Genomic DNA, 24,260 nt, shown 5'->3' with positions numbered 1-24,260 from the left:
GATCTCGGCGATCCGCTCGCCTTGCTTCCATCGATTCCATATCTCCCGCTGCTGCGCAGCCGACGGATGAACTCGCTGACCTGTGCTCTTCGTCAATTAACACCTCGATTCGTCGCTGAAGTGTTGCATCGACGGGTTGAGCCCGCCGGAGCCGAAGGCGGGGGACATTCGCGGAGGGAAGTACCCGATGGCCTGAGCACGCGCCCTGAACAAGCCGCTCAGGCCTCCCACCACCCCTCGTCAAACCGCCCCTGCAAAAACGCCACGAACCCCGACACCTTCCCCGGCACCAACTTCGGCGAAGGAAACACCGCGTGAATCTCCTGCTCCGGCAGCGCATGGTCCCCAAGGACGGCGTTCACCTTGCCAGCCGCCAGCGACTCGCTCGCCACATAGCGCGGCATCAACGCAATGCCCAGCCCATCACGCGCCGCAGCCAACACAGCCGACAGGTTGTTGGAACGGAAGCGCCCAGACACAGGCACCGTCACCGGATCGCCCTTCGGCGTGTGCATGCGCCAGAACTCGTCGCCCACCACGCTGCTGTAGATCAGCGCCACGTGCGCGCTCAGGTCTTGCGCACGCTTGGGCGTGCCGTGCTTCTTCAGGTAGGCCGGCGACGCCACCATGACCCACGGGTTCGCGCCGAGGTAGCGCGCGCCCAGTGACGAATCGGCGAGCTTGCCCATGCGGATCGCCACGTCGATGCCCTGCGCGATGAGGTCGACGTAGCGGTCCTCGAAACTCAGGTCGAGCTGCACCTGCGGATGCCGGCGCATGTACTCCAGCGCCAGCGGCACCACCACGCGCCGCCCGAAGGCCACCGACGTGCCCACGCGCAGCAGGCCTTGCGCCTGGTTCTGCCGCAGCTGCACGATGCTGTCGGCCTCCTCCGCGTCGCGCACGATGGTCTTGCACTTCTCGTAGTAGAGCGCGCCCGGTTCCGTGAGGCTCACGCCGCGCGTGTTGCGGTTGAGCAGCCGCACCTTGAGACGCGCCTCCGTGGCCGCGACCTGCTTGGTCACGGTGGGCTGCGTGGTGTTGAACTCGCGCGCCGCCTTCGAGAAGCTGCCGGTCTCGACGACCCGCACAAACATTTCCATAGCCAGTAGTCGGTCCATGAATACTCCTTACCCCCATCGCTCATCACTTCGTGTATCGCTGCCCCCCGAGGGGGGCCGGTCGCCTTGGGGCGGCCCGGCGGCGACCATGGTAGCCATTTATTCCGCCATGGAATAGGTTTTATGGTCCCCAGCCGTCTTCTTGGAATGCGCCCCGCTTCCTACAGTGGGGCCACCTCAAGGAGACTTTCAATGGCAAAGATGACAGCGGTCCAGGCCGCAGTTCTGGTGATGGAAAAAGAAGGCGTGACGCAGGCCTTCGGCGTGCCGGGCGCAGCAATCAACCCGCTGTACTCGGCGATGCGCCAGCGCGGCAGCATCGCGCACATTCTGGCGCGCCACGTCGAGGGCGCCTCGCACATGGCCGAGGGCTACACCCGTGCCATCGCCGGCAACATCGGCGTGTGCATCGGCACCTCGGGCCCGGCGGGCACCGACATGATCACGGGCCTGTACTCGGCCTGGGCCGATTCCATTCCCATCCTTTGCATCACCGGCCAGGCACCGCGCGCCCGCCTGTACAAGGAAGACTTCCAGGCGGTCGACATCGAGTCGATCTCCAAGCCCGTCACCAAGTGGTCGGTCACCGTGCGTGAACCCGGCCAGGTGCCGCAGGTGTTCCAGCAGGCCTTCCACCTCATGCGCTCGGGCCGCCCGGGCCCCGTGCTCATCGACCTGCCCTTCGACGTGCAGATGGCGCAGATCGAGTTCGACATCGACGCCTACGAACCGCTCAAGCCCTACAAGCCGGCCGCCACGCGCGCCCAGATTGAGAAGGCCATCGGCATGATGCAGGCGGCCGAGCGCCCGCTGATCGTGGCCGGCGGCGGCATCATCAATGCCGACGCTTCCGACCTGCTCGTGCGCTTTGCCGAAGCCACCGGCGTGCCGGTGATCCCCACGCTCATGGGCTGGGGCACCATTCCCGACGACCACCCGCTGATGGCCGGCATGTGCGGCCTGCAGACCAGCCACCGCTACGGCAACGCGACGGTGCTCGCTTCGGACTTCGTGCTGGGTATCGGCAACCGCTGGGCCAACCGCCACACCGGCTCGGTCGACGTCTACACCAAGGGCCGCACCTTCGTGCACGTGGACATCGAGCCCACGCAGATCGGCCGCGTGTTCACGCCCGACTTCGGCATCGTCTCCGACGCCAAGGCCGCACTCGAACTCTTCGTCGAAGTGGCCGAGGAAATGAAGGTCGCGGGCAAGCTCACCGACCGTGGCGCCTGGGCCGGCGAATGCCGCGAGCGCAAGAAGACCTTGCTGCGCAAGACCAACTTCGACAGCGTGCCTATGAAGCCGCAGCGCGTGTACCAGTGCATGAACAACCACCTGGACCGCGACACCTGCTACGTGAGCACGATCGGCCTGTCGCAGATCGCGGCCGCGCAGTTCCTGCACGTGTACAACCCGCGCCACTGGATCAACTGCGGCCAGGCCGGTCCGCTGGGCTGGACCATTCCCGCCGCACTGGGCGTGCGCGCCGCCGACCCGACGCGCAAGATCGTCGCGCTCTCGGGCGACTACGACTTCCAGTTCATGATCGAAGAGCTGGCCGTGGGCGCGCAGTTCAAGCTGCCCTACCTGCACATCGTGGTCAACAACTCCTACCTCGGCCTGATCCGCCAGTCGCAGCGCGGCTTCGAGATGGACTACTGCGTGCAGCTGGCCTTCGACAACATCAACGCACCGGCCGACGCCGGCATCGAAGGCAGCTACGGCGTCGATCACCTCAAGGTGGTCGAGGGCCTGGGCTGCAAGGCGATCCGCGTGCACAAGCAGGAAGAGATGGCGCCCGCCATTGCCCGCGCCGAAGCGCTCATGGCCGAGTTCCAGGTGCCGGTCGTCATCGAGGTGATGCTCGAGCGCGTGACCAACATCGCGATGGGCACCGAGATCGACGCCATCAACGAATTCGAACCGCTGGCCGAAAGCATGGCCGACGCACCGACCGCCCTTGCGGTGGCGATGCTGGACTGATCGAGGAGACGAAAGACATGCCCAAGTTCGCAGCCAATCTCACGATGCTCTTCACCGAGCTGCCGTTCATGCAGCGCTTCGAGGCGGCCGCCAAGGCCGGCTTCGAGGCGGTGGAGTACCTCTTCCCCTACCCCTTCGACAAGAAGGAACTCACGGCCGCGTTGCGCACGAACGGCCTGCAGCAGGTGCTGCACAACCTGCCGGCCGGCGACTGGGACAAGGGCGAGCGCGGCATCGCCTGCCACCCGGACCGCACCGGCGAGTTCCGCGAAGGCATCGCGCTGGCCATCGACTACGCCACGGCGCTGGGCTGCCCACAGCTCAACTGCCTGGTCGGCAAGGTGCCAGCGGGCGTGAGCACCGACGCCGCCCACAAGACCGTGGTCGAGAACCTGCGCCTCGCCGCGCGCGAGCTGGAAGCCGCGGGCCTGCGCCTGCTGATCGAGCCGATCAACACCTTCGACATCCCCGGCTTCTTTCTCACGCGCACCGACCAGGCACTGGCGTTGATCGACGAGGTGGGTTCGAGCAACCTGCGCGTGCAATACGACATCTACCACGCACAGCGCATGGAAGGCGAGCTGGGCAACACGCTCACCCAACAGCTGGCACGCATCGGTCACATCCAGCTGGCCGACAACCCCGGCCGCGGCGAGCCGGGTACGGGCGAGATCAACTACCCATGGCTGTTCCAGCACATCGATGCGCTGGGCTACGACGGCTGGATCGGCTGCGAATACAAGCCCCGCGCCACCACGGTGGAAGGCCTCGGCTGGTGCGAAGCCCTCACGAAAAAGCAATGAACGTTCACGAAGGAAACAGAGACATGACCACTGCAGCAACAAGCGCACAAAAAATCGGATTCATCGGCCTGGGCATCATGGGCGCCCCCATGGCGGGCCACCTGCTCGACGCAGGCCACGAGCTCTTCGTGAACACGCACGGCAACACGCCGGAGCCCTTCGTCTCGAAAGCCACCATCTGCGGTTCGGCCGCCGAAGTGGCACGCAAGGCCGACATCATCTTCATCATGGTGCCCGACACGCCTGACGTGGAGAAGGTGCTGTTCGGCGTGCCGGGCGCGGAAGGCGTGGCCGACGGCCTGAAGGGTTCGCAGGGCAAGATCGTGGTGGACTGCAGCTCCATCGACCCGATCGCCACCAAGGAATTCGCGCGCCGCATCGTCGCGCTGGGCGCCGGCTACATCGACGCGCCGGTCTCGGGCGGCGAAGTGGGCGCCAAGGCCGCGAGCCTGACGATCATGTGCGGCGGCGACGAAGGCACCTTCGGCCGCGTGAAGCCGCTGCTCGACAAGATGGGCAAGAACGTGACGCTGGTGGGCGGCGCGGGCGACGGCCAAGTCTGCAAGGTGGCCAACCAGATCATCGTGGCGCTGAACATCGCCGCCGTGAGCGAGGCGCTGGTGTTCGCCTCGAAGGCCGGTGCCGACCCCGCCAAGGTGCGCCAGGCGCTGATGGGCGGCTTTGCCAGCTCGCGCATTCTCGAAGTGCACGGCGAACGCATGATCAAGCGCACCTTCGCGCCGGGCTTCCGCATTTCGCTGCACCAGAAGGACCTGAACCTCGCGATGCAGAGCGCGCGCTCGCTGGGTGTGGCGTTGCCGCAGACCGCGAACGCAGCGCAGCTGATGAACGCCTGCGCGGCGATGGGCTACGGCCAGCTGGACCACTCGGCGCTGGTGAAGGCTTTGGAAGCCCTCGCCCAGCACACCGTATCACCCGACTGAAACTAGCTCTTTGCAGCGTCCAGAGACTCTTTCAGGTTGCGTCGGCGCCATGCCCAGGTCTTCACGGCCTGCGGCAGGATGCCGATGCACGACGCGTAGTACGTCACCTTGAAGCCCCAGAAGCGCGGCCCGATGGGCGTGTTGCGGAACAGGTCGCCGGCCAGGATGGACAGCAGCGCCTCCTGCATGCGCCAGATGTTGCGCGGCGCCATGAACAGGCGGCGAATGGCGGGCGAGGTGATGCGGTAGATGAACCACGAGAACATCTTCGGGCCGTGCTTCATCACCTTCTCGTAATGGCGGAAGGCCTTCTCGGCCTCTTTCGCCTCGCCCTTGAGCCAGTGGTCTGCGCAGGCCGCGGCCTCGAAGCCGCTGTTCATCGCCAGGTACACGCCCGACGAGAACATCGGGTCGACGAAGGCATAGGCGTCGCCCACCATCATGAAGCGGTCGCCGCGGCAAAACTTGGAGTCGTACGCGTAGTTGCCGGTGGAGGTGGCGCCTTCCATCAGCGTGGCGTTCTTCAGGCGCGCGGCCAGCTTGGGCGCGAGCGCGATGGTTTCCATGAGGAAGTCTTCGAGCGAACCCTTGCGGCGCTTGAAGTAGGCCGGCGAGGCCACGGCGCCGACGCTCACGGTGCCGTCCTTCAGCGGGATGTACCAGAACCAGCCATGGTCGAACCAGAACAGCGAGATGTTGCCCTCGAAGCGGCCCGGCCGGCGCTCGGCGTTGGCGAAGTGGCCGTACAGCGCCGCGCTCGCGTGCTTGCGGTTGCGCTGCTTGGCATCGAACTGGTTCGACAGCAGCGTGTCGCGCCCGCTGGCGTCGATCACGAAGCGCGGGCGCCATTCGGTCTCGGTGCCGTCGTCGGCCTTGACCTTCACGAGCGGGCGGTTGTCGGGCGTTCCCTTGCCCGCGTCCATGTCGACGCCGGTGACGCGCCGGCCCTCGAAGGTGCGCGCGCCGCGCTTGCCGGCATGGCGGAACAGCAGCTCGTCGAACTCCGAACGGCGCACGTGCACCGCATAGGGAAAGCTCTTGTCCATCGCCTGGCCGAAGTCGAAGTGGCTGGTGTGGTCGTGCCAGGGCGAGACGAATTCGGCGCCGTGCTTGCGCAGGCCGATGGCCTCGACCTCGGTGCGCACGCCGAGCCGGTCGAACAGCGGCATGTTCATCGGCAGCAAGGATTCGCCGATGTGAAAGCGCGGGTGCTGCGCCTTCTCGAGCAGCACCACGTCGTGGCCCTTGTCTGCGAGCAAGGCAGCCACCGTGGAGCCCGACGGGCCTCCGCCGATGACCACGACGTCCGGTTCGGTGCCGGTGAAAGGTCCGGGTGTCATTCGATGTCCCTCCGTGTTGTTCTGTCGCTGTGTCGCTTTGGCGCTATCGGCGATGGTTCGCCGCACCGCCCGTGCGACACGGATTTTTGCCCCCCAAAAACAGGGGTGTTGAAGTTTAGCGAGTCGGCAGACCCTCTCGATCAGGCGGAAGATAGAGGGTCTCGTCGTTCCCCCCGAGAGAAGAGGCACCGCTTTTGCGGTAGCCTCATTGCCCGCCAGAACCAAGGAGACTTTTCAAATGGCTGCATCCCTGTCCCCCGCTGAAGAAGCACTTCGAGAAGCAGCGCGCGAATACCACCGCTCGCCCGTCAAGGGCAAGATCTCGATCACCCCCACCAAGCCCCTGCTGAACCAGCGCGACCTGTCGCTGGCGTATTCGCCGGGCGTGGCCTACCCCTGCCTCGACATTGCGGCCGACCCGTCGCTCGCGGCCGAATACACCGCCCGCGGCAACCTCGTGGGCGTCATCACCAACGGCACCGCCGTGCTGGGCCTGGGCAACATCGGCCCGCTGGCCTCCAAGCCGGTGATGGAAGGCAAAGGCTGCCTGTTCAAGAAATTCGCCGGCATCGACGTGTTCGACATCGAGCTGGCCGAGAACGACCCCGACAAGCTGGTCGACATCATTGCGGCGCTGGAGCCCACGCTGGGCGGCATCAACCTCGAGGACATCAAGGCGCCCGAGTGCTTCTACATCGAGAAGAAGCTGCGCGAGCGCATGAACATCCCGGTGTTCCACGATGACCAGCACGGCACGGCCATCATCTCGGCCGCGGCGCTGCTCAACGGCCTGGAACTGGTCGGCAAGAAGATCGAAGACGTCAAGATCGCCGTCTCGGGCGCGGGCGCTGCCGCCATCGCCTGCCTGGACGTGATGGTCGGCCTGGGCGCCAAGCCCGCCAACATCTACGCCTGCGACTCCAAGGGCCTGATCTACATGGGCCGCGCGGGCGGTTTCGACGAATCGAAGTCGCGCTACGCCCAGAAGGACACCGGTGCCCGCACCCTGGCCGACGTGGTGAAAGATGCCGACGTGTTCCTGGGCTGCTCGGCCCCCGGCGTCATGAGCGCCGAGATGGTCAAGACCATGGGCACGCAGCCGATCATCCTGGCGCTGGCCAACCCCGAGCCTGAAATCCGCCCCGAGCTGGCCAAGGCCGTGCGGCCCGATTGCATCATTGCCACGGGCCGTTCGGACTACCCGAACCAGGTCAACAACGTGCTGTGCTTCCCGTACATCTTCCGCGGCGCGCTCGACTGCGGCGCGAGCAAGATCACGGAAGAAATGAAACTGGCCTGCGTGCGCGAGATTGCCGACCTCACCAAGGCCGACATCAGCGAAGAAGTGGCCACCGCCTACGCCGGGCAGGAGCTGGCCTTCGGCCCCGACTACATCATTCCGAAGCCCTTCGATTCGCGCCTGATTTTGCGCATCGCGCCGGCCGTGGCCAAGGCGGCCGCCGCCTCGGGCGTGGCCGCGCGCCCCATCGAGGACATGGAGGCCTACCGCCAGCACCTGACGCGCTTCGTCTACCAGACGGGCATGTTCATGCGCCCGGTGTTCAGCGCCGCAAAAATCTCGACCACCAAGCGCGTGGCCTACGCCGAGGGCGAAGACGAGCGCGTGCTGCGCGCCGCGCAGTGGGCGGTCGACGAAGGCCTGGCCCAGCCCATCCTGGTGGGCCGCCCGGCCGTGATCGAGGCACGCATCCAGAAGGCCGGCCTGCACATCCGCCCCGGCACCGACTTCGAGATCGTGAACCCCGAGGACGATCCGCGCTTTCGCACCTACTGGGAGAGCTTCCACAAGCTCATGGGCCGCCGCGGCGTGACGCCCGAGGCCGCCAAGACCATGGTGCGCCGCTCCAACACGACCATCGCCGCGCTGATGCTGCACCTGGGCGATGCCGACGCGATGATCTGCGGCCTGGTCGGGCGCTTCGACGTGCACCTGGAGCACATCCGCAACCTGATCGGCCTGAAGCGCGGCGCGCCCGGCTTTGCCACGCTGAATGCGCTCACGCTCGAGAAGCGCACGGTGTTCATCACCGACACCAACGTGAACGAAGACCCGAGCGCCGAGCTGCTGGCCAGCATCGCCGTGATGGCCGCCGAAGAGGTGCGCCGCTTCGGCCTGCCGCCGAAGGTGGCCTTCCTGTCGCACTCGAACTACGGCACCTCCAGCCGCGGCTCGGCACGCAAGATGCGCCTGGCGCGCGACCTGTTCTCGCAGATGGCACCCGACATCGAGTGCGACGGCGAGATGCACGGCGACGCCGCGCTGTCCGACGAGATCCGCCGCACCGCCCTGCCCGAGACCACGCTCTCCGGCGAAGCCAACCTGCTGGTGTGCCCGAACCTCGACTCGGCGCACATCCTCTACAACGTGCTGAAGATGACCGGCGCGAATGGCATCACGGTGGGCCCGATCCTGCTGGGCGCCGCGAGTTCGGCCCACGTGCTGACGCCCTCGGCGACGGTGCGCCGCATCATCAACATGACGGCGCTGGCCGTGGCGAAGGTGAAGGCCCAGGACTGATGGCGCTGACGTAGTCACCGCGCCCCACCGGCTCCGTCGCGAGCCGCACGCCCCGCCGCGTTCACCGCTGCGGGGCTTTTTTTCGTCAGCCGCATCCTGAGGCACCCGGTGCGCGAGGTGCGCCAAAGCGGTGCTTCCAGACGCCCGATCGCCCTTTTCAGGCGCGTCCAACCACCATTTCGGCTGGCACGCAATCTGCTAATACCCTGAGCGGATATTTCACATATCTTACTAATATATTAATAAACCAAGCCTTCAGACCCTGGTTCCACCCGCTGTCCGCAGCGCCCTTTCTCTTCTTTTTCGAGGTACACGTTCATGAGCAATCCCCGCTGGCAAGGCATCTTCCCCGCCATCACCACCAAGTTCCACGCCGACGAAAGCATCGATGCCGAGGGCACCGCCCGCCACATCGACTTCCAGATCCGCAACGGCATCCACGGCCTCGTCACCTGCGGCTCGCTCGGTGAAGCCAGCACGCTGACGCTCGAAGAAAAGCTGCAGGTCGCGAAGATCGCGCTGGAAGCCGCCGACGGCCGCATCCCCGTGCTGGCCAACGTGTCGGAGACCAGCACCCGCGAAGCCCTGCGCTACGTGGACGGCGCCAACAAGCTGGGCGTGGCCGGCTACATGGTCATGCCTTCCGTGATCTACGTGGCCGACGCGCGCGAAGCCATGCTCAACGTGCGCACCATCGCCAACGCGGCTCAGAAACCCATCATGGTCTACAACAACCCGGTGGCCTACCGCGTGGACCTGAAGCCCGAGCACATGGTCGAGCTGGCCGACTGCGAATGGATCGCGGCCATCAAGGAGAGCACCGACAACATCCGCCGCATCACCGACCTGCGCAACACCGTGGGCGACCGCTACCAGCTGTTCCTGGGCGTGGACGACCTGGCCTACGAAGGCCTCGCGCTGGGCTGCGACGGCCTGCTGGCCGGTGTCGGTTGCGCCTTCCCGCGCGAGACGGTGGCGCTGTACGACCTGATGAAGGCCGGCAAGTTTGCCGAAGCACTGAAGCTCTACCAGTGGATGACGCCGATGCTGCATCTGGACGTGTCGACCAAGCTGGTGCAGAACCTCAAGCTCATCGACCTGCTGGTCGGCGTGGGCACCGAGCACATGCGCCGCCCGCGCCTGCCGCTCATCGGCGAAGAGCGCGCCTTCATCGAGAAGGTTGTTGGCAAGGCGCTGGCCACGCGGCCCACGCAGTACCAGTCGGTCGCCTGAGCCGCCGCATACGACGCACCCCAAGGCCCAGAACACCATGCAAGAAAACGCCTTGAAAGAAAGCGGCGGCCTGTCCCGCCGCGTGCTCGACGCGTCGGACTTTGTCCTGCGCTGCGAGCGCCACCTGCTCAGCAGCTTGATGGGCCTGCTCATCGTGCTGGTGCTGCTGAACGTGGTCACGCGCTACGGCGGCTTTCCGCTCTACTGGGTGGACGAGGCCTCGGTGTACTGCGTGGTCTGGCTCACCTTCATCGGTGCGTCGGCGATGACGCGGCTGCGGCTGGACTTTGCGGTGACGCTGCTCACCGACAAGCTCGGCACCCGGGCCGCGCGCATCGCCAAGGCCAGTGCTTCGAGCGGCGTGCTGCTGCTCGGGCTGGCCCTGCTCGCGATGTGCTGGCTGTGGATGGACCCGGCCGGCATCGTGCGCCACGGCTTCGACGCGAAGGAGTTCGCGGCCGAGAGCTTCAACTTTCTCTACACCGAGCGCACGCAGACGCTCGACTGGCCGACGTGGCTGGTGCAGCTCATCCTGCCGATCTTCTCGCTCACCCTCAGCGTGCATGCGCTGGCCAACCTCCTCGAAGACCTCGGCCTGCAGCCCAAGCGCACGCATGACGAGTTCCATGTCGCCAACGCGGACGCCGTGAACTGAAATGCTGACCTCTGCCTTTTTCCTGCTGATCATGCTGGTCGGCGTGCCGATCGGTGCCTGCCTGTGCCTGTCGGGCATCGTCTACATCCTCAACTCGGGCGACACGGTGCTGTTCCAGTCGTTCCCGGTGCAGATGTTCGGCGGCGTCGACAGCTACAGCCTCATTGCGATTCCGCTGTTCATCCTCATCGGCGAGATCATGAACGGCGGTGGCATCACGAAGCGGCTGGTCGACCTCGCGCTGGCCTTCATCGGCTCGGTGAAAGGGGGCCTGGCCTACGTGAACATCCTGGCGAACATGCTGGTGTCGTCGATCATCGGCTCGGCCACCGCGCAGGTGGCGATCATGAGCCAGATCATGGTGCCCGAGATGGAGAAGCAGGGCTACGACAAGACCTTCGCGGCCGGCATCACGGTGTACGGCGGCATGCTCGGCCCGATCATTCCGCCCTCGGTGATGTTCGTGGTGTACAGCGTGCTCGCGCAGGTGGCGGTGGGCGACATGCTCATCGCGGGGATCATCCCCGGCGTGATTCTCACGGTGCTGTTCTTCATCGTCATCGCCTGCATGGGCCTGATCTACAACTACCCGCGCACCGAGAAGCGCACCGTCAAACAGCGGCTGCACACGATCCTCACGGCCTGCCCGACGCTGCTCATTCCGATCGTGATCGTCGGCTCGATCCTCGGCGGCCTGGCCAACCCTACCGAATCGGCGGCGGTGGGCGCGGTGGCCGCGGTGCTGGTGGGCCGCTACGTGACCAAGGAATTCCGCTTCGCGATGATTCCGCAGATCCTGCTCAAGTCGGCGATCTACTCGGCGGTGGTGCTGTTCCTGGTGGCAGCGGCCGCGGTGTTCTCGTGGCTGCTGATCTACGGCAAGGTGCCGCAGGCCACGGCCGCATGGATACAGACCGTGGCGAAAGACCCGATTGCCTTCCTGCTGCTGGTGAACGTGATCCTGCTGGTGATCGGCACCGTGATCGACGGCATTCCCGGGCTGATCATGACCGTGCCGATCCTGTTGCCCATCGCGACGGAAATCTACGGCATCGACCCGCGCCACTTCGGCGTGGTGGTGGTCATCAACCTCGTGCTCGGGCTGATGACGCCGCCGGTGGGGCTGAGCTTCTTCGTGGCCTCGGCGGTGACGGGCGCCAAGCCCGGAAAGATGTTCATCGTGACGCTGCCCTTCTTCCTGATCTGCTGCGTGGCGCTGGTGCTGCTGTCGCTGTTCCCGAGTCTGTCTCTTGCGCTCCTCAAGTAAGCGCCGATCCGCTTTCCCGTTCCTTCACTTCACCTCACCCCACCGGAGCTTCGCATGCCTCTCTCCCGCCGCCAGTTCGTCCAGGCCGCCGCCGGCACCGCTGCCGCATCGACCGCCCTCTTCGGCACCGTGTCGCGTGCCGCCGCCGCCAAGGAATTCCGCCTGGGCCTCATCACGCCCGCGGGGCACTCGTGGAACCGCGCCGCGGTGAGCTTCGGCGAGGCGCTGAAGAAGGCCACCGACGGCCGCCTGAGCGCCACGGTGTTCCACTCGGGCCAGCTCGGCAATGAGTCCGCCATGATGCAGCAGCTGCAGTCGGGCGCGCTCGACATGGGCTGGATCCAGGCGGCCGAACTCGGCTCGCGCGTGGCGAGCGTGGCGGCCATCAACGCGCCGTACCTCGTGCGCTCGACCACCAACGTCGCCTCGCTCGTGCGCACGCCCGCAGCGCTCAAGCTGCTCGATGTGCTGCCGCGCGAGACCGGCACCATCGGCCTGGGCTGGGGCATCACCGGCATGCGCGTGGTGTTCGCGACCAAGGACATCGCCTCGCCCACCGACCTGAAGGGCATGAAGCTGCGCATCAACCCCACGCCGGTGTACCGCGACTTCTACCAACTGCTGGGCGCCGCGCCCACGCCCATTCCCACGCCGGGCGTGTTCGACGCCATGTCCAACGGCCAGGTCGACGGGCTCGAAGCCGACATCGAGTTCTCGTGGAACCAGCGCTTCGACCGCGTCTCGAAAACGCTGCTGCCGATGAACGCGCTGTTCATGCCCTTCGCGCCGCTGGTGTCGGGCCGCATCTGGCAGACGCTCGACGCGAAGGACAAGGCGCTCATCACCGACCTCGTGAAGCAGCAGCTCGACGCGCAGATCAAGGACATCGTGACCACCGAGCTGGGCCTCATCGACAAGTTCAAGGCCAGCGGCATCGCGTTCAAGAGCGCCAGCAACTACAACCCCGCGCCGGTCATCGCCGAGTTCGACAAGGTCTGGTTGCCCAAGGCGCCGCAGATCGCCGAGCTGCGCAAGATCGGCGCGACGCTCTGACGAGGTTTCTGGCCCCGCATTCCCAGGCGCGGTGCACGCCGCACACGCCTTGGGCGGGCCGCGCACCTCGGTGATTCACCGGAAGGGTTCGCACCAATCGCGTGCGGGCACCGTTTTTGCTTGAATGCCGAAGCATTCACATTTCGGAACCTTCATGAACAAGCGTCACCTGCTCCAGTCCTTCCTCGCCGCCTCGGCCCTCAGCTTGGGCCTGTCTTCGGCCTTTGCCCAGAGCCCGACGCCGATCAAGTTCCAGCTCGACTGGCGTTTCGAAGGACCGGCCGCGCTGTTCCTGCACCCCGCGGCCAAGGGCTACTTCAAGGCCGCCGGCCTGGACGTGACCATCGACGCCGGCAACGGCTCGGGCGGCACCGTGACGCGCGTGGCCTCGGGCGCCTACGACATGGGCTTTGCCGACCTCGCGGCGCTGATGGAGTTCCACGCCAACAACCCCGACAGCCCGAACAAGCCGGTCGCGGTGATGATGGTCTACAACAACACGCCGGCCTCGGTCATGGCGCTCAAGAAGAGCGGCATCACCAAGCCGGCCGACCTCGCCGGCAAGAAGCTCGGCGCGCCGGTGTTCGACGCGGGCCGCCGCGCGTTCCCGATCTTCGCCAAGGCCAACAACATCGGTGCCGTGAACTGGACCGCCATGGACCCCACGCTGCGCGAGACCATGCTGGTGCGCGGCGACATCGACGCCATCACGGGCTTCACCTTCACCTCGCTGCTCAACCTGGAAGCACGCGGCGCCAAGGCGGCCGACGTGGTGATCCTGCCCTACCCCGACTACGGCGTGAAGCTGTACGGCAACGTCATCATCGCCTCGCCCAAGCTGCTCAAGGACAACCCCGCGGCGGTGAAGAAGTTCCTCTCGGCCTTTGCCAAGGGCGCCAAGGAAGTCATCGCCAACCCGGCAGTGGCCATCGAGTCGGTGAAGGCGCGCGACGGCATCATCGACAGCAAGCTCGAGACGCGCCGCCTGCAACTGGCGATCGACACCGTCATCAACAGCGCCGACGCGCGCAGCGAGGGCTTCGGCGCCGTCAACGCGGGCCGCATGTCGCTCATGGCCTCGCAGGTGTCCGACGCCTTCAACACCAAGACGCGCGTGAGCCCCGACGCCGTGTGGACCGCGGCCATGCTCCCGCCCGCGGCCGAGCTCAGCGGAATCCTGCGCAAGTGATGGCGGCCGGCGCAACGACACCCGACGCAGCCGCCCCCTTCGTCGATTTCCAGGACGTCTGGCTCGCCTACAACGAAGAGCTGCTGCGCGCCAACCACTTCGCGGTCGAGGCCATCGACCTGAAGGTGACGCGCGGCGAGTTCATCGCCATCGTCGGCCCCTCGGGCTGCGGCAAGTCGACCTTCATGAAGCTCACCACGGGGCTGAAGATGCCCTCGATGGGCAAGATCCGCATCGACGGCCAGCCCGTGACCGGGCCGCTGAAGATCTCGGGCATGGCCTTCCAGGCGCCCTCGCTGCTGCCGTGGCGCACCACGGTCGACAACGTGCTGCTGCCGCTGGAAATCGTCGAGCCCTACCGCTCGAACTTCAAGGCCAAGCGCAAGGAGTACGTCGAGCGTGCCCGCCGCCTGCTGCAGAAGGTGGGCCTGGGCGGCTACGAGGACAAGTTTCCGTGGCAGCTTTCGGGCGGCATGCAGCAGCGCGCGAGCATCTGCCGCGCGCTCATCCACGAGCCCAAGATGCTGCTGCTGGACGAGCCCTTCGGCGCGCTCGACGCGTTCACGCGCGAAGAGCTGTGGTGCATCCTGCGCGACCTCTGGACCGAGCAGCAGTTCAACGTGATCCTGGTCACGCACGACCTGCGCGAGTCGGTGTTCCTGGCCGACACGGTGTACGTGATGAGCAAGAGCCCGGGCCGCTTCGTGGTGAAGCGCGAGATCGACCTCCCGCGCCCGCGCGAGCTGGAGCTGACCTACACCAAGGAGTTCACCGACATCGTGCTCGAACTGCGCAGCCACATCGGCGCGATCCGCGGCAACACCGCCACCTCCGCTGCGGCGGCCACGCACTGAGGAGGCGGCAAATGAACAACAGCAAACAACTCGAACGCTGGTCGCCCTGGCTGCTGCTCGTGGCGGTGCTCCTGCTGTGGCAGGTGATCTGCGCGGGCTTCGGCGTGTCGGACTTCATCTTTCCGAGCCCGCTGCGCATCTGGGAGCAGTTCTGGGAGTTCAAGGCCATCATCGCGGGCCACGCGTGGCGCACCTACTGGGTCACGATGGCGGGCTTCGGCCTGGCGATCGTGGTGGGCGTGCTCATGGGCTTCGTGATCGGCAGCTCGCGCCTGGCTTATGCGGCGATCTACCCGCTCATGACGGCCTTCAACGCACTGCCCAAGGCGGCCTTCGTGCCGATCCTGGTCGTGTGGTTCGGCATCGGCATCGGGCCGGCGATTCTCACGGCGTTCCTGATCAGCTTCTTCCCGATCATGGTGAACATCGCGACCGGCCTGGCCACGCTCGAGCCTGAGCTGGAAGACGTGCTGCGCGTGCTGGGCGCCAAGCGCTGGGACGTGCTCATCAAGATCGGCCTGCCGCGCTCCATGCCCTACTTCTTCGGTTCGCTGAAGGTGGCGATCACGCTGGCTTTTGTCGGCACCACGGTGTCGGAGATGACGGCCGCCAACGAGGGCATCGGCTACCTGCTGATCTCGGCCGGCTCGGCCATGCAGATGGGCCTGGCCTTCGCGGGCCTGATGGTGGTGGGCGCGATGGCGATGGTCATGTACGAACTCTTCAGCCTGATCGAGAAGCACACGACGGGCTGGGCGCATCGCGGGTCGCAGAACCAATAAATAATGGGGGCATGACTCCCGAACAGATCACCCGCGCGCTGCGTCGTGCCGACACCGTCGCGCGACGCGCCATGGCCATGGGCCGCCACCCCTTCGGCGCCGTGCTCGTCGCACCCGACGGCGAGACCATCCTCGCCGAACAGGGCAACATCGACACGGTGCATCACGCGGAGGCCACGCTCGCGCGCCATGCGGCGCAGAACTGGCCGGCCGAATACCTGTGGCAATGCACGCTGGTGACCACCTTCGAGCCCTGCGCCATGTGCGCGGGCACGAGCTACTGGGCCAACATCGGGCGCATCGTGTACGGCGCGGAAGAATCCGCGCTGCTCGCACTCACCGGCGACCACCCCGAGAACCCGACGCTGAGCCTGCCCTGCCGCGAGGTCTTCGCGCGCGGACAGAAGCCGGTCGAGGTGATCGGCCCGGTGCCCGAGGTGGCCGACGAGATGATCGCGACGCACCGGGGGTTCTGGGAATCGCGCTAGTGGGGCCGCACGGCGTGTTCGCGCCTTACCTGGCACGCTGGAGCCTCACGCCCGACGGCGAAGCCTTCACCTCGCTGAGCGGCACGCTGCTGCCCGTGCGCCAGCACGGCGCGCCGGCCATGCTCAAGGTTTCGCACGAGGCCGAGGAACAGGCGGGCAGCCTGCTGATGGCCTGGTGGAACGGCGACGGCGCCGCGCCCGTTCTGGCCCATGACGGTGAAGCCTTGCTGATGGTGCGCGCGCAAGGCACGGCCTCGCTCGCGCAGATGGTTCAAGACGGTCGCGACGACGAGGCCACGCGCATCCTGTGCGCCGCCGCTGCGCGCCTGCATGCGCCACGCGTCACGCCACTGCCGCCGACGCTGGTGCCGCTCACGCGCTGGTTCGAAGCGCTGTGGGCCGGCGCGGCGACGCACGGCGGCGTCTTCGCGCACAGCGCACGCACCGCACGCGAACTGCTGGCCGCGCGATGTGGTCGTGCTGCATGGCGACATCCACCACGGCAACGTGCTCGACTTCGGCCCGGCCGGCTGGCTCGCCATCGACCCCAAGGGCCTGCACGGCGAACGCGGCTTCGACCACGCGAACATCCTGTGCAACCCGGATGGCAAGAGCGCGCTGGTACCGGGCCGCTTTGCGCGCCGCATCGAGGTCATCTCGGAGGCCACAGGCATCGAGCAGCGGCGATTGCTGCAATGGGTGCTGGCGTGGGCGGGGCTGTCGTCGGTGTGGATGCTGGAAGATGGCGAGGCGCCTGGGAGCACGTTGGAGGTGGCGAAGCTTGTGGCGGCGGCGCTCGAGATCGCCGGCTAGGGTTCGGACGCATGTCTCGCCCTCACTCCTACCTCGATTTCCTCGCGCGGGTTCTGGCGCTGCCGTTGTCTGAAGGCCTTGCGTCTTCTGACGAGAGCTTTCATGCGGCGTCTGCCGGTGCGGACACGCTGATCGTCGACGTCGAGAAGCGCCGCTATCACCGCGTGCTTGATGCGCGGCCTCTAAGCTTCGAGGACGCGGCGCACGATGGCGTCGCGCAGACTTCGCTGCAGCTCGAACACAGCGATGGCATCCGCACGATCGCGCTGACCGCGCAGGACGACAGTTTCTGGACGCCCCTGCCCGATCCGCGCGTGATCGGCCTGCCGCGCATCGTGCAGCGGCATGACACGGCGTGGACGTCTCCGGCCCCGCCGCCAGAGGCCGAGCACAGCCCACAGAGCAGGGTTGTTCAATGGCTCAGTTCACTGGTCTCGACCGCTGTACTGGCATTCTTCGCCGCCTTCGGTTTCAACGCACTGCGCTGGTCGCTGGAGGGAGGCTGGAACCTGCTGTGGCTGCTGGTGGGGCTGCCGGTGTTTCCGATCTTCGGCGTGCTGACGCTGGTGGCCGTCTACACACTCGTGCGAAGCGCCGTGCCGCAGCCAAGGCGCCGGGCGCTCGAAGCGATTCACATCAGTCGCGATGAAAGCTCTCGCCTCGGCGAACCGATGGCGTTCCGGGTCGATGCCGTGGTGCCGGCATCGGTGGACGGCCAACCCACGCAGGCACCACCGCAGATCATCGCGGACCTCATCGTCCAGACCCTGAACGATCCGGTGGATGGCGATTGGTCGTTGAAAGATCAGTTCTGGGGCGCGGGCCGCGCTGACGTCGTTCCATCCACGCTCACCGGCACGGGCGAACGCCGCGTGCACTATGTCGGCAACGTGACGGCCACGCGAAGGACACCGCGCGAGGCGCAGGAACGCTGGTACCTGGCGCTGTCCACCAGCCGGGAAATGGGTGTCGAGCCCTTTCACATCGCCAACGTCGCCACGCCTCCGTTGGTCGTCCCCTACCAGATGGTGCAGCCGCCGGACCGCCACGCACAAATCGACGCCTTGCTGCTAAACACAGGATCGGACCTGATCCACAAGGCCTACAACGGCGAAGACTGCGCGGCGCTTCGCGACGACTTCACGCCCGAGGAGTGCCGCGCAGTGTTCACGATCGACGCTCATGCGCTGGTGGATCACGCGATGGCCACCCGTTGGTACGAAGGCAGGATCAGGACCGAGCGAGTCAGCAGCGATGGCTGCTTCTACATGCTGAAGGAAGGCCCGACCTACCAGCTGATGTACACCGAACGCCACGACACCGTGACGGTGTACGAGTCCCCCGATCTGCGCAGCGTGGTGGGGCGCTACCTGGTTGCAGAGCATCTGTTTGTCGACCAGCTGCCGGGTGCGGAAACGATGACGGTGCTGCGGCCCCGCTTCTACTGATCCAACAGCAGCGACGCCTCATCCCGCCAATAAGCCACAGCCGCCAGCCACCCTTCCCACACGCACCCATTGCAGCCACGCCCGCAGCAGGTGGTCGGCTCCGGCGGCGGCGCACGCATCGCGAGCCCTTCGGCATCGAGCATCGCCTGCACGCGCGCAATCAGCGCTTGCGCGCCGACAAGGTTCGTGGGTTCAGGCAGCCGGTCGATGGCATTCATGGCAGACGGTTCTTCTTCAAGCGTCGAGGTTCATCAGCTCAAGGCGCATCTTCGCGCCGCCCGATTCGCTCGACCCGATGCTCAGCTGGCCGCGGTGCAGCCGCGCCACCTCGGCCACGAGATGCAGGCCCAGCCCGGCGCCGCGTCCGCGCGGCACGAGCCGGTGAAACGGCGCCACCACGCGCTCGCGGTCGGCTTCGGGAATGCCGGGGCCCGAGTCGCGCACCTCGATGCATGAGGGCTCGCACAGCCGCACCTGGATGTCGCAGCCCGGCCCGCCGTGCTCGATGGCGTTCTGGATCAGGTTGGAGAGCGCGCGTTCGAGCGAGGGCGCATCACCGCGCACCGTGAGCGGCTGCGGCGCATCGACCGACAGCGTGCAACGGCTGCGGATCGCGAGCGGCGCGATGTCGGCCGCCACGCGTTCGCAGAGCGACTTCAGCTCCACCTGGTGGTCCAGCGACAGGCCGTGGTCGAGGCGCTGCAGGTCGAGCAGCTGCTCGGCCAGCGTGGCGAGCCGCGCCGAGGCCTGCATCAGCTTCATCTTCAGCGGATCGTTCGGCAGGCCTTCGAGGTGAATCTGCAGCGTGGTGATCGGCGTGCGCAGCTCGTGCGCGGCATCGGCGAGAAAGCGCTCCTGCCGGTCGTAGCCTTCGTTGAGCCGGTCGAAGGCGCGGTTGACCGCATTGACCAGCGGGCGGATCTCGCTCGCCACATTGGCCAGCGGCAGGCGCGTGGTGCGCTCGTGCACGTCGATGCCCTCGGCATGCTCCGCCGTCGCCACCACGCCTTTCAGGCCGCGCTTCACCACGAAGGGCGTCGCGAGGATCACGCCGAGGCAGGTCACGAGCGCCATCGGCGCCACGAGGAACAGGAAGGCGATGCCGGTGCCCTTGAGCGTGTTCTCCAACGTGAGCGGGCCGCCGGTCTGCGCCATGACGGCCACCGGGCCCGCGCGCGATTCGACGCGTTCGAAGCGGGCCTTGGGGCGCGTGCCGTCGGTCTCGGGGTCGATGGCCATGCGGTCAGTGCCGTCGAGCGCGTCGAGCAGCCGCAGGTAGGTGGGCGGCACCAAGCCGTGGCGCAATTCCGCGCCGTGGCTGTCGCGTGCGATGAACCAGAACTGCGGGTCGGCCTTCTGCAGCCGCCGCAGCGCGCTCGTGGGCTCGGCCACGAGCTGGCCGTCGGGGCTGCGCGTCAGGGCACGCTGGATCGATGCCACCGTCTCCTGGCCGTTCTCGTCGACCACGCGGCCCAGCGCCCAGGCCAGGCCGAGAAAGCCGCCCATCACGAGCAGCCCGACCACCACCTGCAAGAGGATGAGGCTCCAGATCAGCCGCCAGCGCAGCGAAAGCAGACTGAAGCTCATGCCGATGAGGGCACGCACATGAGGTAGCCCACGCCGCGGATCGCGTGGATCTCGACCTGCGCGCCGGCCTTGTCGAGCTTGGAGCGCAGGCGCGAGACGTGCGTGTCGAGCGCGTTCGACTGAATGTCGTCCTTGTGGCCGTACACGCGGTCTTGCAGCGCCTCGCGCAACACGGTGCGGCCACGGTGTTCGAGCAGCGTCTCGAGCACCAGCAGCTCGCGCCGCGGCAGCGTGAGGCAGGCCTCGCCCACGTGGGCCTGCCGCGTGTGGTGGTCGAAGCGCAGCTGTCCGAGCGTCATGATGAAGTTGGCGCGCACCGCGGGGCGGCGTGCCAGTGCGCGCACACGGGCCAGCAGCTCGTCCATCGAGAAAGGCTTGGCCAGGTAGTCGTCGGCGCCGCCGTCCAGGCTCAGCACGCGCTCGGCCACGTCGGTCATGGCGGTGAGCACGAGCACGGCGCAGGCGATGCCGTTCTGCGCGAGGAACGCGACGAGCGAGAGGCCGTCGCCGTCGGGCAGCCCGCGGTCGAGCACGACCACGTCGTAGGGCGCGCCGAGCGCGGCTTCCTCGGCCGCGCGCAGCGAGCTCGCCACATCGACCACCGCCTGGTTCTGGCGCAGCGCCGACGCGAGCGCCTGCGCCAGGTCGGCTTCGTCTTCGACAAGCAGGATTCTCATTTGGGGGGATCGACAAGGGACGGGACAGGCGGATGATTCTAGAGAGCCCCCACACCGGGTAACGCAATGTTCACGCAATGCAGGCGCCTACGCTGTGGCGCTTCCCTCTCCTGAAAGCGCATCGGTGACGCCCCTCCGCCCGAACCCCGCCGCCCTCCCCGTCACGCCCTGGCACCTGGCGCTGGGGCAGCGGTTCGCCACGCTGTGGGTCGTGAAGATGATCGGCTCCACGCTCGGCATCTCGGGCTTCTTCGTCCTGTACTTCTGGGTGATGCACCACCCGCCCTCGGTGCCGACGGTGATGCCACTCACGGCCATCGACCACTGGGTCGGCGTGAGCGACGACGCGATGCTGCTGTACAGCTCGCTGTGGTTCTACATTTCGCTCGCACCGGCCTTCACAAAGAACAAGGCCGAGCTGTGGGCCTGCGCACGCGGGGCCGCGCTCATGGCGGCCATCGGGTTGGCGGTGTTCTGGTGTTTTCCGACGGTGGTGCCGAGCTTTGCGATCGACTGGTCGCAGTACCCGGCGCTGCAGTTCCTCAAGAGCGCCGATGCGGGCGGCAATGCCTTCCCGTCGCTGCATGTGGCGTTCGCCGTGTTCGCGGCCGTGTGGCTCGGCCGCCAGCTGCGCAGCGTACAGGCGCCCGCGTGGACGCAGTGGGTGAACCTGCTGTGGGCCGCGGGGATCGTCTATTCGACGCTGGCCACGCGCCAGCACGTGCTGCTCGACGTGCTCGGCGGTGTGCTGCTGGCGGGTTTGGTGTGCTGGCGCCGTACGCCGCGTGCGCGGCTGGTGCTGGCTGAGGCTTAAGCGCTGTCGGTTACCAAAAAATCCAGAGCGCCAGGCCGCCGAAGATCGTCCACTTCACGAGGTAGTACGCGCGCTTGTCCCAGGCCTTCAGGCGCTTGCCGACCACGCGGATCTGGTAGATGTACTTGAAGGCGCGGTTCAGGCCGCCCGTCTTGTCGCCCGCGTCGTTGGGCGAAGCAGCAGCAGCCAGCAGGTTCTTCGCGAACCAGCGGTTCACGGCGCTGGCCCAGCGGTACTTCAGCGGGCGCTCGATGTCGCAGAACAGGATCACGCGGTCGTGGTCGGTGGTGTTCTCGGCGTAGTGGATGTAGGTCTCGTCGAACACCACGGCCTCGCCGTCGCGCCAGTGGTAGCGCTGGCCGTCCACGTCGATGTAGCAGCCTTCCACGCCCGGCGTCCACAGGCCCAGGTGATAGCGCAGCGAACCCGCGAACGGGTCGCGGTGGCGCACGAGGCGGCTGCCCGGGGGCAGCTCGGCGAACATCGCGGCCTTGATGGTGCCGATGCCTTTCAGCAGTTCGGTGGTGCGCGGGCACAGCACGGCGGCCGAGGGGTGTGCCTCGTCGTACCACTTCAGGTAGAAGCGCTTCCAGCCGCTCTTGAAGAAGGAGTTGAAGCCCACGTCGTTGAACTGGCTCGAGGCCTTGATGCTGCCGCCGTTGCGCATGGCCAGCGCTTCTTCGCGGATGACTTCCCAGTTTTCCTCGAGGATGCGCATCTCGGGGAACTCGGCAGGCGACAGGTACGGCGTACCGGGCACCTTCGAGAAAAGGTACATGAAGACGTTCAGCGGCGCCAGGAAGGTCGAGTGATCAGAGAGCTGTCTGAAGAACTTGTGCCGGACCTGGCCACGGAAGTGAACGTAGAGTGCGCTGAGCACGAAGATGGCAAGAATGACCCACTTCATTGGTGAAAGTGTCCTGTAGACGAGCGCCGGGGGAGCCGGCTAGTGTAAATCGTTACCCCGAAACCGGCCTGGCCGGGGCCTTTCCCCCCGGGCTCAGGCGCAGACGAGCAAGGGCTGCGGCACGTCGGCCTGCGCCAGTGGCAGCCGCACCCTGGCCCGCAAGCCCCCGCCCAGGGCCTCGTCGAGCACGACGTTGCCGCCGTGCCGGTCGACCACCGACTTGACGATGGCCAGGCCCAGCCCACTGCCGCTTTGCGTCTGGTCGGGGTTGCGGAAAAAACGGTCGAACACGCGTTCGCGCAGCGCGGGCGGAATGCCCGGTCCGGTGTCGGCCACGGTCAGCAGCGCCTGGGCGCCCTGGCGCGCCACATGCACCGTCACGGTGGCGCCGCAGGGGCTGTACTTGATCGCGTTGTCGATCAGGTTGTCGATCATCGAGACCAGGCTCTCGCGCTCGCCGAGCACCGGCACGGCGTCGTCGCACACCAGTTCGAGCTCCACGCCGCGCGATCGCGCCAGGCCCTCGATCATGGCCAGCCGGTCTTGCACCAGCCCGTCGAGCGACAGCATCACGGGCAGCGCGTTGCTGGCCACCGCGTCGCTGCGCATGAGCTGCAGCAGCTGCCCCACCAGCCGGGCCGCGCGGTCGTTGCTGCGCAGCAGGTTGGCCATGAGTTCGCGCTGGCCCTCGTCGGTGCTCTGCTCTTTCAACGCCTCGACGTTCACGCGCATGGCCGCCAGCGGCGTGCGCAGCTCGTGCGCCGCATCGGCGATCAGGCTGCGCTCGCGCGTGGTGCTGTCCTGCACCCGCAGCAGCAGGCTGTTGATGCTCTGCACCAGCGGCTTGAGCTCCTTGTGCGGCGGCATGTACGACAGCGGCGTCAGGTCGTCGGGGCCGCGCTCGGCGGTTTCGCGGCTCACCTGGCGCCACGGGCGCAGCGCCAGCCGCACCGACAGCCAGGCGGGAAAGATGAGAAACGGCAGGCTGATCACCAGCGGCAGCAGGTAGTAGCCACGCGACAGCACGGTGATGGCCAGCCGCCACACGCTGGGCTCGGCCAGCACCACACGGGTGTCGGCGATGGGCGAGACCATCGTGCGCGCACGCCACTCGCGCCCGCCCGCGACCAGCGTCTCGTTGAGGTCGGGCGCCGAGTTCAGCAGCACGGGCACGCCCGCGCGCGAGTTGTAGATCAGCTTGCCGTGCTGCCACACCTGCATGATCGCCAGGGCTTCCTTGGATTCGTCACCGTCGCTGAACGTCTCGGCCAGCATGACATCGAAGGCTTCCAGCGCTTGCCGCTGCTGCACGGGACGATCCGCCAGGTTCTCCGCGATGGTCAATGCCGCTCGGAAGATATCGGTGAACCTCAGCAGCCCGGGGTCCTTGTACGAGTCGTACAACAGCAGCCCCACGGCCGAGGTCCACAGCAGCGCGACCACGGCCATCTGCGCCACCAGAAGGCGGCGCATCAGGGACGGCTGGTTCCAGTTCTTCCAGCGCCGCGCCAGCTGGCGCATCATTTCGACGGACTCCGCACCAGCGATTGCGTGTCGATCACGTAGCCGATGCCGCGCACCGTGCGGATGTAGCCCTGCCCGATCTTCTTGCGCAGGTTGGAGATGTGCACTTCGAGCGAGTTGCTGCCGTTGGCCTGGCCGCCGGGCAGCACCTGCTCTTCCATCACGCGGCGCGTGACCACGCGGCCGGTGCGCTTGAGCAGCAATGCGAGCAGGTCGAACTCGCAGCGCGACAGTTC

General features: G+C 66.8%; 22 protein-coding genes and 1 pseudogene. 15 read left to right on the top strand and 8 right to left on the bottom strand.

Annotation, left to right across the window (positions count from 1 at the left end):
• Positions 1 to 218: 218 nt before the first annotated feature.
• On the bottom strand, positions 219 to 1,121 hold the full coding sequence (locus AAG801_RS24365; protein WP_062473378.1) for a LysR family transcriptional regulator: 903 nt from the start codon (positions 1,119 to 1,121) through the stop codon (positions 219 to 221).
• A gap of 192 nt (positions 1,122 to 1,313) precedes the next feature.
• Between AAG801_RS24365 and gcl the strand changes: the two genes are divergently transcribed.
• The 3 genes from gcl to AAG801_RS24350 are packed head-to-tail and all read left to right on the top strand — an operon-like array spanning position 1,314 to position 4,854.
• The gene (gene gcl, locus AAG801_RS24360) at positions 1,314 to 3,107 is read left to right on the top strand and encodes a glyoxylate carboligase (RefSeq protein ID WP_341890678.1); all 1,794 of its coding nucleotides are present in this window, start codon (positions 1,314 to 1,316) and stop codon (positions 3,105 to 3,107) included.
• Between the two features lie 17 nt (positions 3,108 to 3,124).
• Entirely contained in the window at positions 3,125 to 3,910 is a 786-nt protein-coding gene (gene hyi / locus AAG801_RS24355) for a hydroxypyruvate isomerase (RefSeq protein WP_341890677.1), read from the top strand.
• A 23-nt stretch (positions 3,911 to 3,933) separates the two neighbouring features.
• Complete coding sequence (locus tag AAG801_RS24350; protein WP_341890676.1) at positions 3,934 to 4,854, top strand: 2-hydroxy-3-oxopropionate reductase; 921 nt, start codon at positions 3,934 to 3,936, stop codon at positions 4,852 to 4,854.
• Positions 4,855 to 4,856: 2 nt separating this feature from the next.
• Here AAG801_RS24350 and AAG801_RS24345 read toward each other — a convergent pair whose 3' ends face one another.
• Positions 4,857 to 6,194 (bottom strand): NAD(P)/FAD-dependent oxidoreductase, encoded by a 1,338-nt coding sequence (locus tag AAG801_RS24345; RefSeq protein ID WP_341890675.1) that lies wholly within the window; start codon positions 6,192 to 6,194, stop codon positions 4,857 to 4,859.
• 238 nt (positions 6,195 to 6,432) lie between these two features.
• On the opposite strand from AAG801_RS24345, the gene AAG801_RS24340 reads away from it, so the two are divergent.
• The 11 genes and pseudogenes from AAG801_RS24340 to AAG801_RS24290 all read left to right on the top strand — a co-directional run bounded on the left by AAG801_RS24340 (position 6,433) and on the right by AAG801_RS24290 (position 18,515).
• Complete coding sequence (locus AAG801_RS24340; RefSeq protein ID WP_192193070.1) at positions 6,433 to 8,733, top strand: NADP-dependent malic enzyme; 2,301 nt, start codon at positions 6,433 to 6,435, stop codon at positions 8,731 to 8,733.
• A 318-nt stretch (positions 8,734 to 9,051) separates the two neighbouring features.
• Complete coding sequence (locus AAG801_RS24335) at positions 9,052 to 9,966, top strand: dihydrodipicolinate synthase family protein (RefSeq protein ID WP_192193075.1); 915 nt, start codon at positions 9,052 to 9,054, stop codon at positions 9,964 to 9,966.
• 37 nt (positions 9,967 to 10,003) lie between these two features.
• Complete coding sequence (locus tag AAG801_RS24330) at positions 10,004 to 10,621, top strand: TRAP transporter small permease (protein ID WP_341890674.1); 618 nt, start codon at positions 10,004 to 10,006, stop codon at positions 10,619 to 10,621.
• A gap of 1 nt (position 10,622) precedes the next feature.
• A complete protein-coding gene (locus tag AAG801_RS24325; RefSeq protein WP_341890673.1) occupies positions 10,623 to 11,888 on the top strand; it encodes a TRAP transporter large permease in 1,266 nt (421 codons plus the stop codon).
• Between the two features lie 54 nt (positions 11,889 to 11,942).
• Positions 11,943 to 12,941: a TRAP transporter substrate-binding protein gene (locus tag AAG801_RS24320; RefSeq protein WP_099795640.1), complete on the top strand. Its 999-nt coding sequence runs from the start codon at positions 11,943 to 11,945 to the stop codon at positions 12,939 to 12,941.
• Positions 12,942 to 13,095: 154 nt separating this feature from the next.
• Positions 13,096 to 14,130, top strand: a complete 1,035-nt coding sequence (locus AAG801_RS24315) for an ABC transporter substrate-binding protein (protein ID WP_341890672.1) — start codon at positions 13,096 to 13,098, stop codon at positions 14,128 to 14,130.
• Positions 14,130 to 14,984 carry an ABC transporter ATP-binding protein gene (locus tag AAG801_RS24310; protein WP_341890671.1) on the top strand — a complete coding sequence of 285 codons (855 nt, stop codon included), beginning with the start codon at positions 14,130 to 14,132 and terminating at the stop codon, positions 14,982 to 14,984. The genes AAG801_RS24315 and AAG801_RS24310 overlap by 1 nt, the downstream gene beginning before the upstream one ends.
• 11 nt (positions 14,985 to 14,995) lie before the next feature.
• Positions 14,996 to 15,766 (top strand): ABC transporter permease, encoded by a 771-nt coding sequence (locus AAG801_RS24305; RefSeq protein ID WP_153285556.1) that lies wholly within the window; start codon positions 14,996 to 14,998, stop codon positions 15,764 to 15,766.
• A gap of 11 nt (positions 15,767 to 15,777) precedes the next feature.
• On the top strand, positions 15,778 to 16,254 hold the full coding sequence (locus tag AAG801_RS24300; RefSeq protein WP_341890670.1) for a nucleoside deaminase: 477 nt from the start codon (positions 15,778 to 15,780) through the stop codon (positions 16,252 to 16,254).
• 14 nt (positions 16,255 to 16,268) lie between these two features.
• A pseudogene (locus tag AAG801_RS24295) lies at positions 16,269 to 17,067 on the top strand (aminoglycoside phosphotransferase family protein).
• 11 nt (positions 17,068 to 17,078) lie between these two features.
• The gene (locus AAG801_RS24290; RefSeq protein WP_341890669.1) at positions 17,079 to 18,515 is read left to right on the top strand and encodes a hypothetical protein; all 1,437 of its coding nucleotides are present in this window, start codon (positions 17,079 to 17,081) and stop codon (positions 18,513 to 18,515) included.
• On the opposite strand, the gene AAG801_RS24285 is transcribed toward AAG801_RS24290, so the two are convergent.
• The 3 genes from AAG801_RS24285 to AAG801_RS24275 are packed head-to-tail and all read right to left on the bottom strand — an operon-like array spanning position 18,509 to position 20,779.
• Positions 18,509 to 18,733, bottom strand: a complete 225-nt coding sequence (locus AAG801_RS24285; protein WP_341890668.1) for an oxidoreductase-like domain-containing protein — start codon at positions 18,731 to 18,733, stop codon at positions 18,509 to 18,511. The genes AAG801_RS24290 and AAG801_RS24285 overlap by 7 nt on opposite strands.
• Before the next feature lie 16 nt (positions 18,734 to 18,749).
• Positions 18,750 to 20,102 (bottom strand): HAMP domain-containing sensor histidine kinase, encoded by a 1,353-nt coding sequence (locus AAG801_RS24280; RefSeq protein WP_341890667.1) that lies wholly within the window; start codon positions 20,100 to 20,102, stop codon positions 18,750 to 18,752.
• Positions 20,099 to 20,779: a response regulator transcription factor gene (locus AAG801_RS24275; RefSeq protein ID WP_341890666.1), complete on the bottom strand. Its 681-nt coding sequence runs from the start codon at positions 20,777 to 20,779 to the stop codon at positions 20,099 to 20,101. The genes AAG801_RS24280 and AAG801_RS24275 overlap by 4 nt, the downstream gene beginning before the upstream one ends.
• Positions 20,780 to 20,903: 124 nt before the next feature.
• On the opposite strand from AAG801_RS24275, the gene AAG801_RS24270 reads away from it, so the two are divergent.
• Positions 20,904 to 21,593, top strand: coding sequence for a phosphatase PAP2 family protein (locus tag AAG801_RS24270; RefSeq protein WP_341890665.1), 690 nt, complete (start codon positions 20,904 to 20,906; stop codon positions 21,591 to 21,593).
• Positions 21,594 to 21,603: 10 nt separating this feature from the next.
• Here AAG801_RS24270 and lpxO read toward each other — a convergent pair whose 3' ends face one another.
• The 3 genes from lpxO to AAG801_RS24255 all read right to left on the bottom strand — a co-directional run.
• Complete coding sequence (gene lpxO, locus AAG801_RS24265) at positions 21,604 to 22,500, bottom strand: lipid A hydroxylase LpxO (RefSeq protein ID WP_101489287.1); 897 nt, start codon at positions 22,498 to 22,500, stop codon at positions 21,604 to 21,606.
• Positions 22,501 to 22,593: 93 nt separating this feature from the next.
• Positions 22,594 to 24,024: an ATP-binding protein gene (locus AAG801_RS24260; RefSeq protein ID WP_341890664.1), complete on the bottom strand. Its 1,431-nt coding sequence runs from the start codon at positions 24,022 to 24,024 to the stop codon at positions 22,594 to 22,596.
• Positions 24,021 to 24,260 (bottom strand): helix-turn-helix domain-containing protein (locus AAG801_RS24255; RefSeq protein WP_341890663.1); only part of this gene is annotated, 240 nt, incomplete at its 5' end. The genes AAG801_RS24255 and AAG801_RS24260, both read right to left, overlap by 4 nt.

Source organism: Variovorax sp. YR752, from assembly GCF_943372545.1.
Note: the sequence above shows the minus strand (reverse complement) of the source record. Positions and strands in the feature narration are given on the sequence as shown.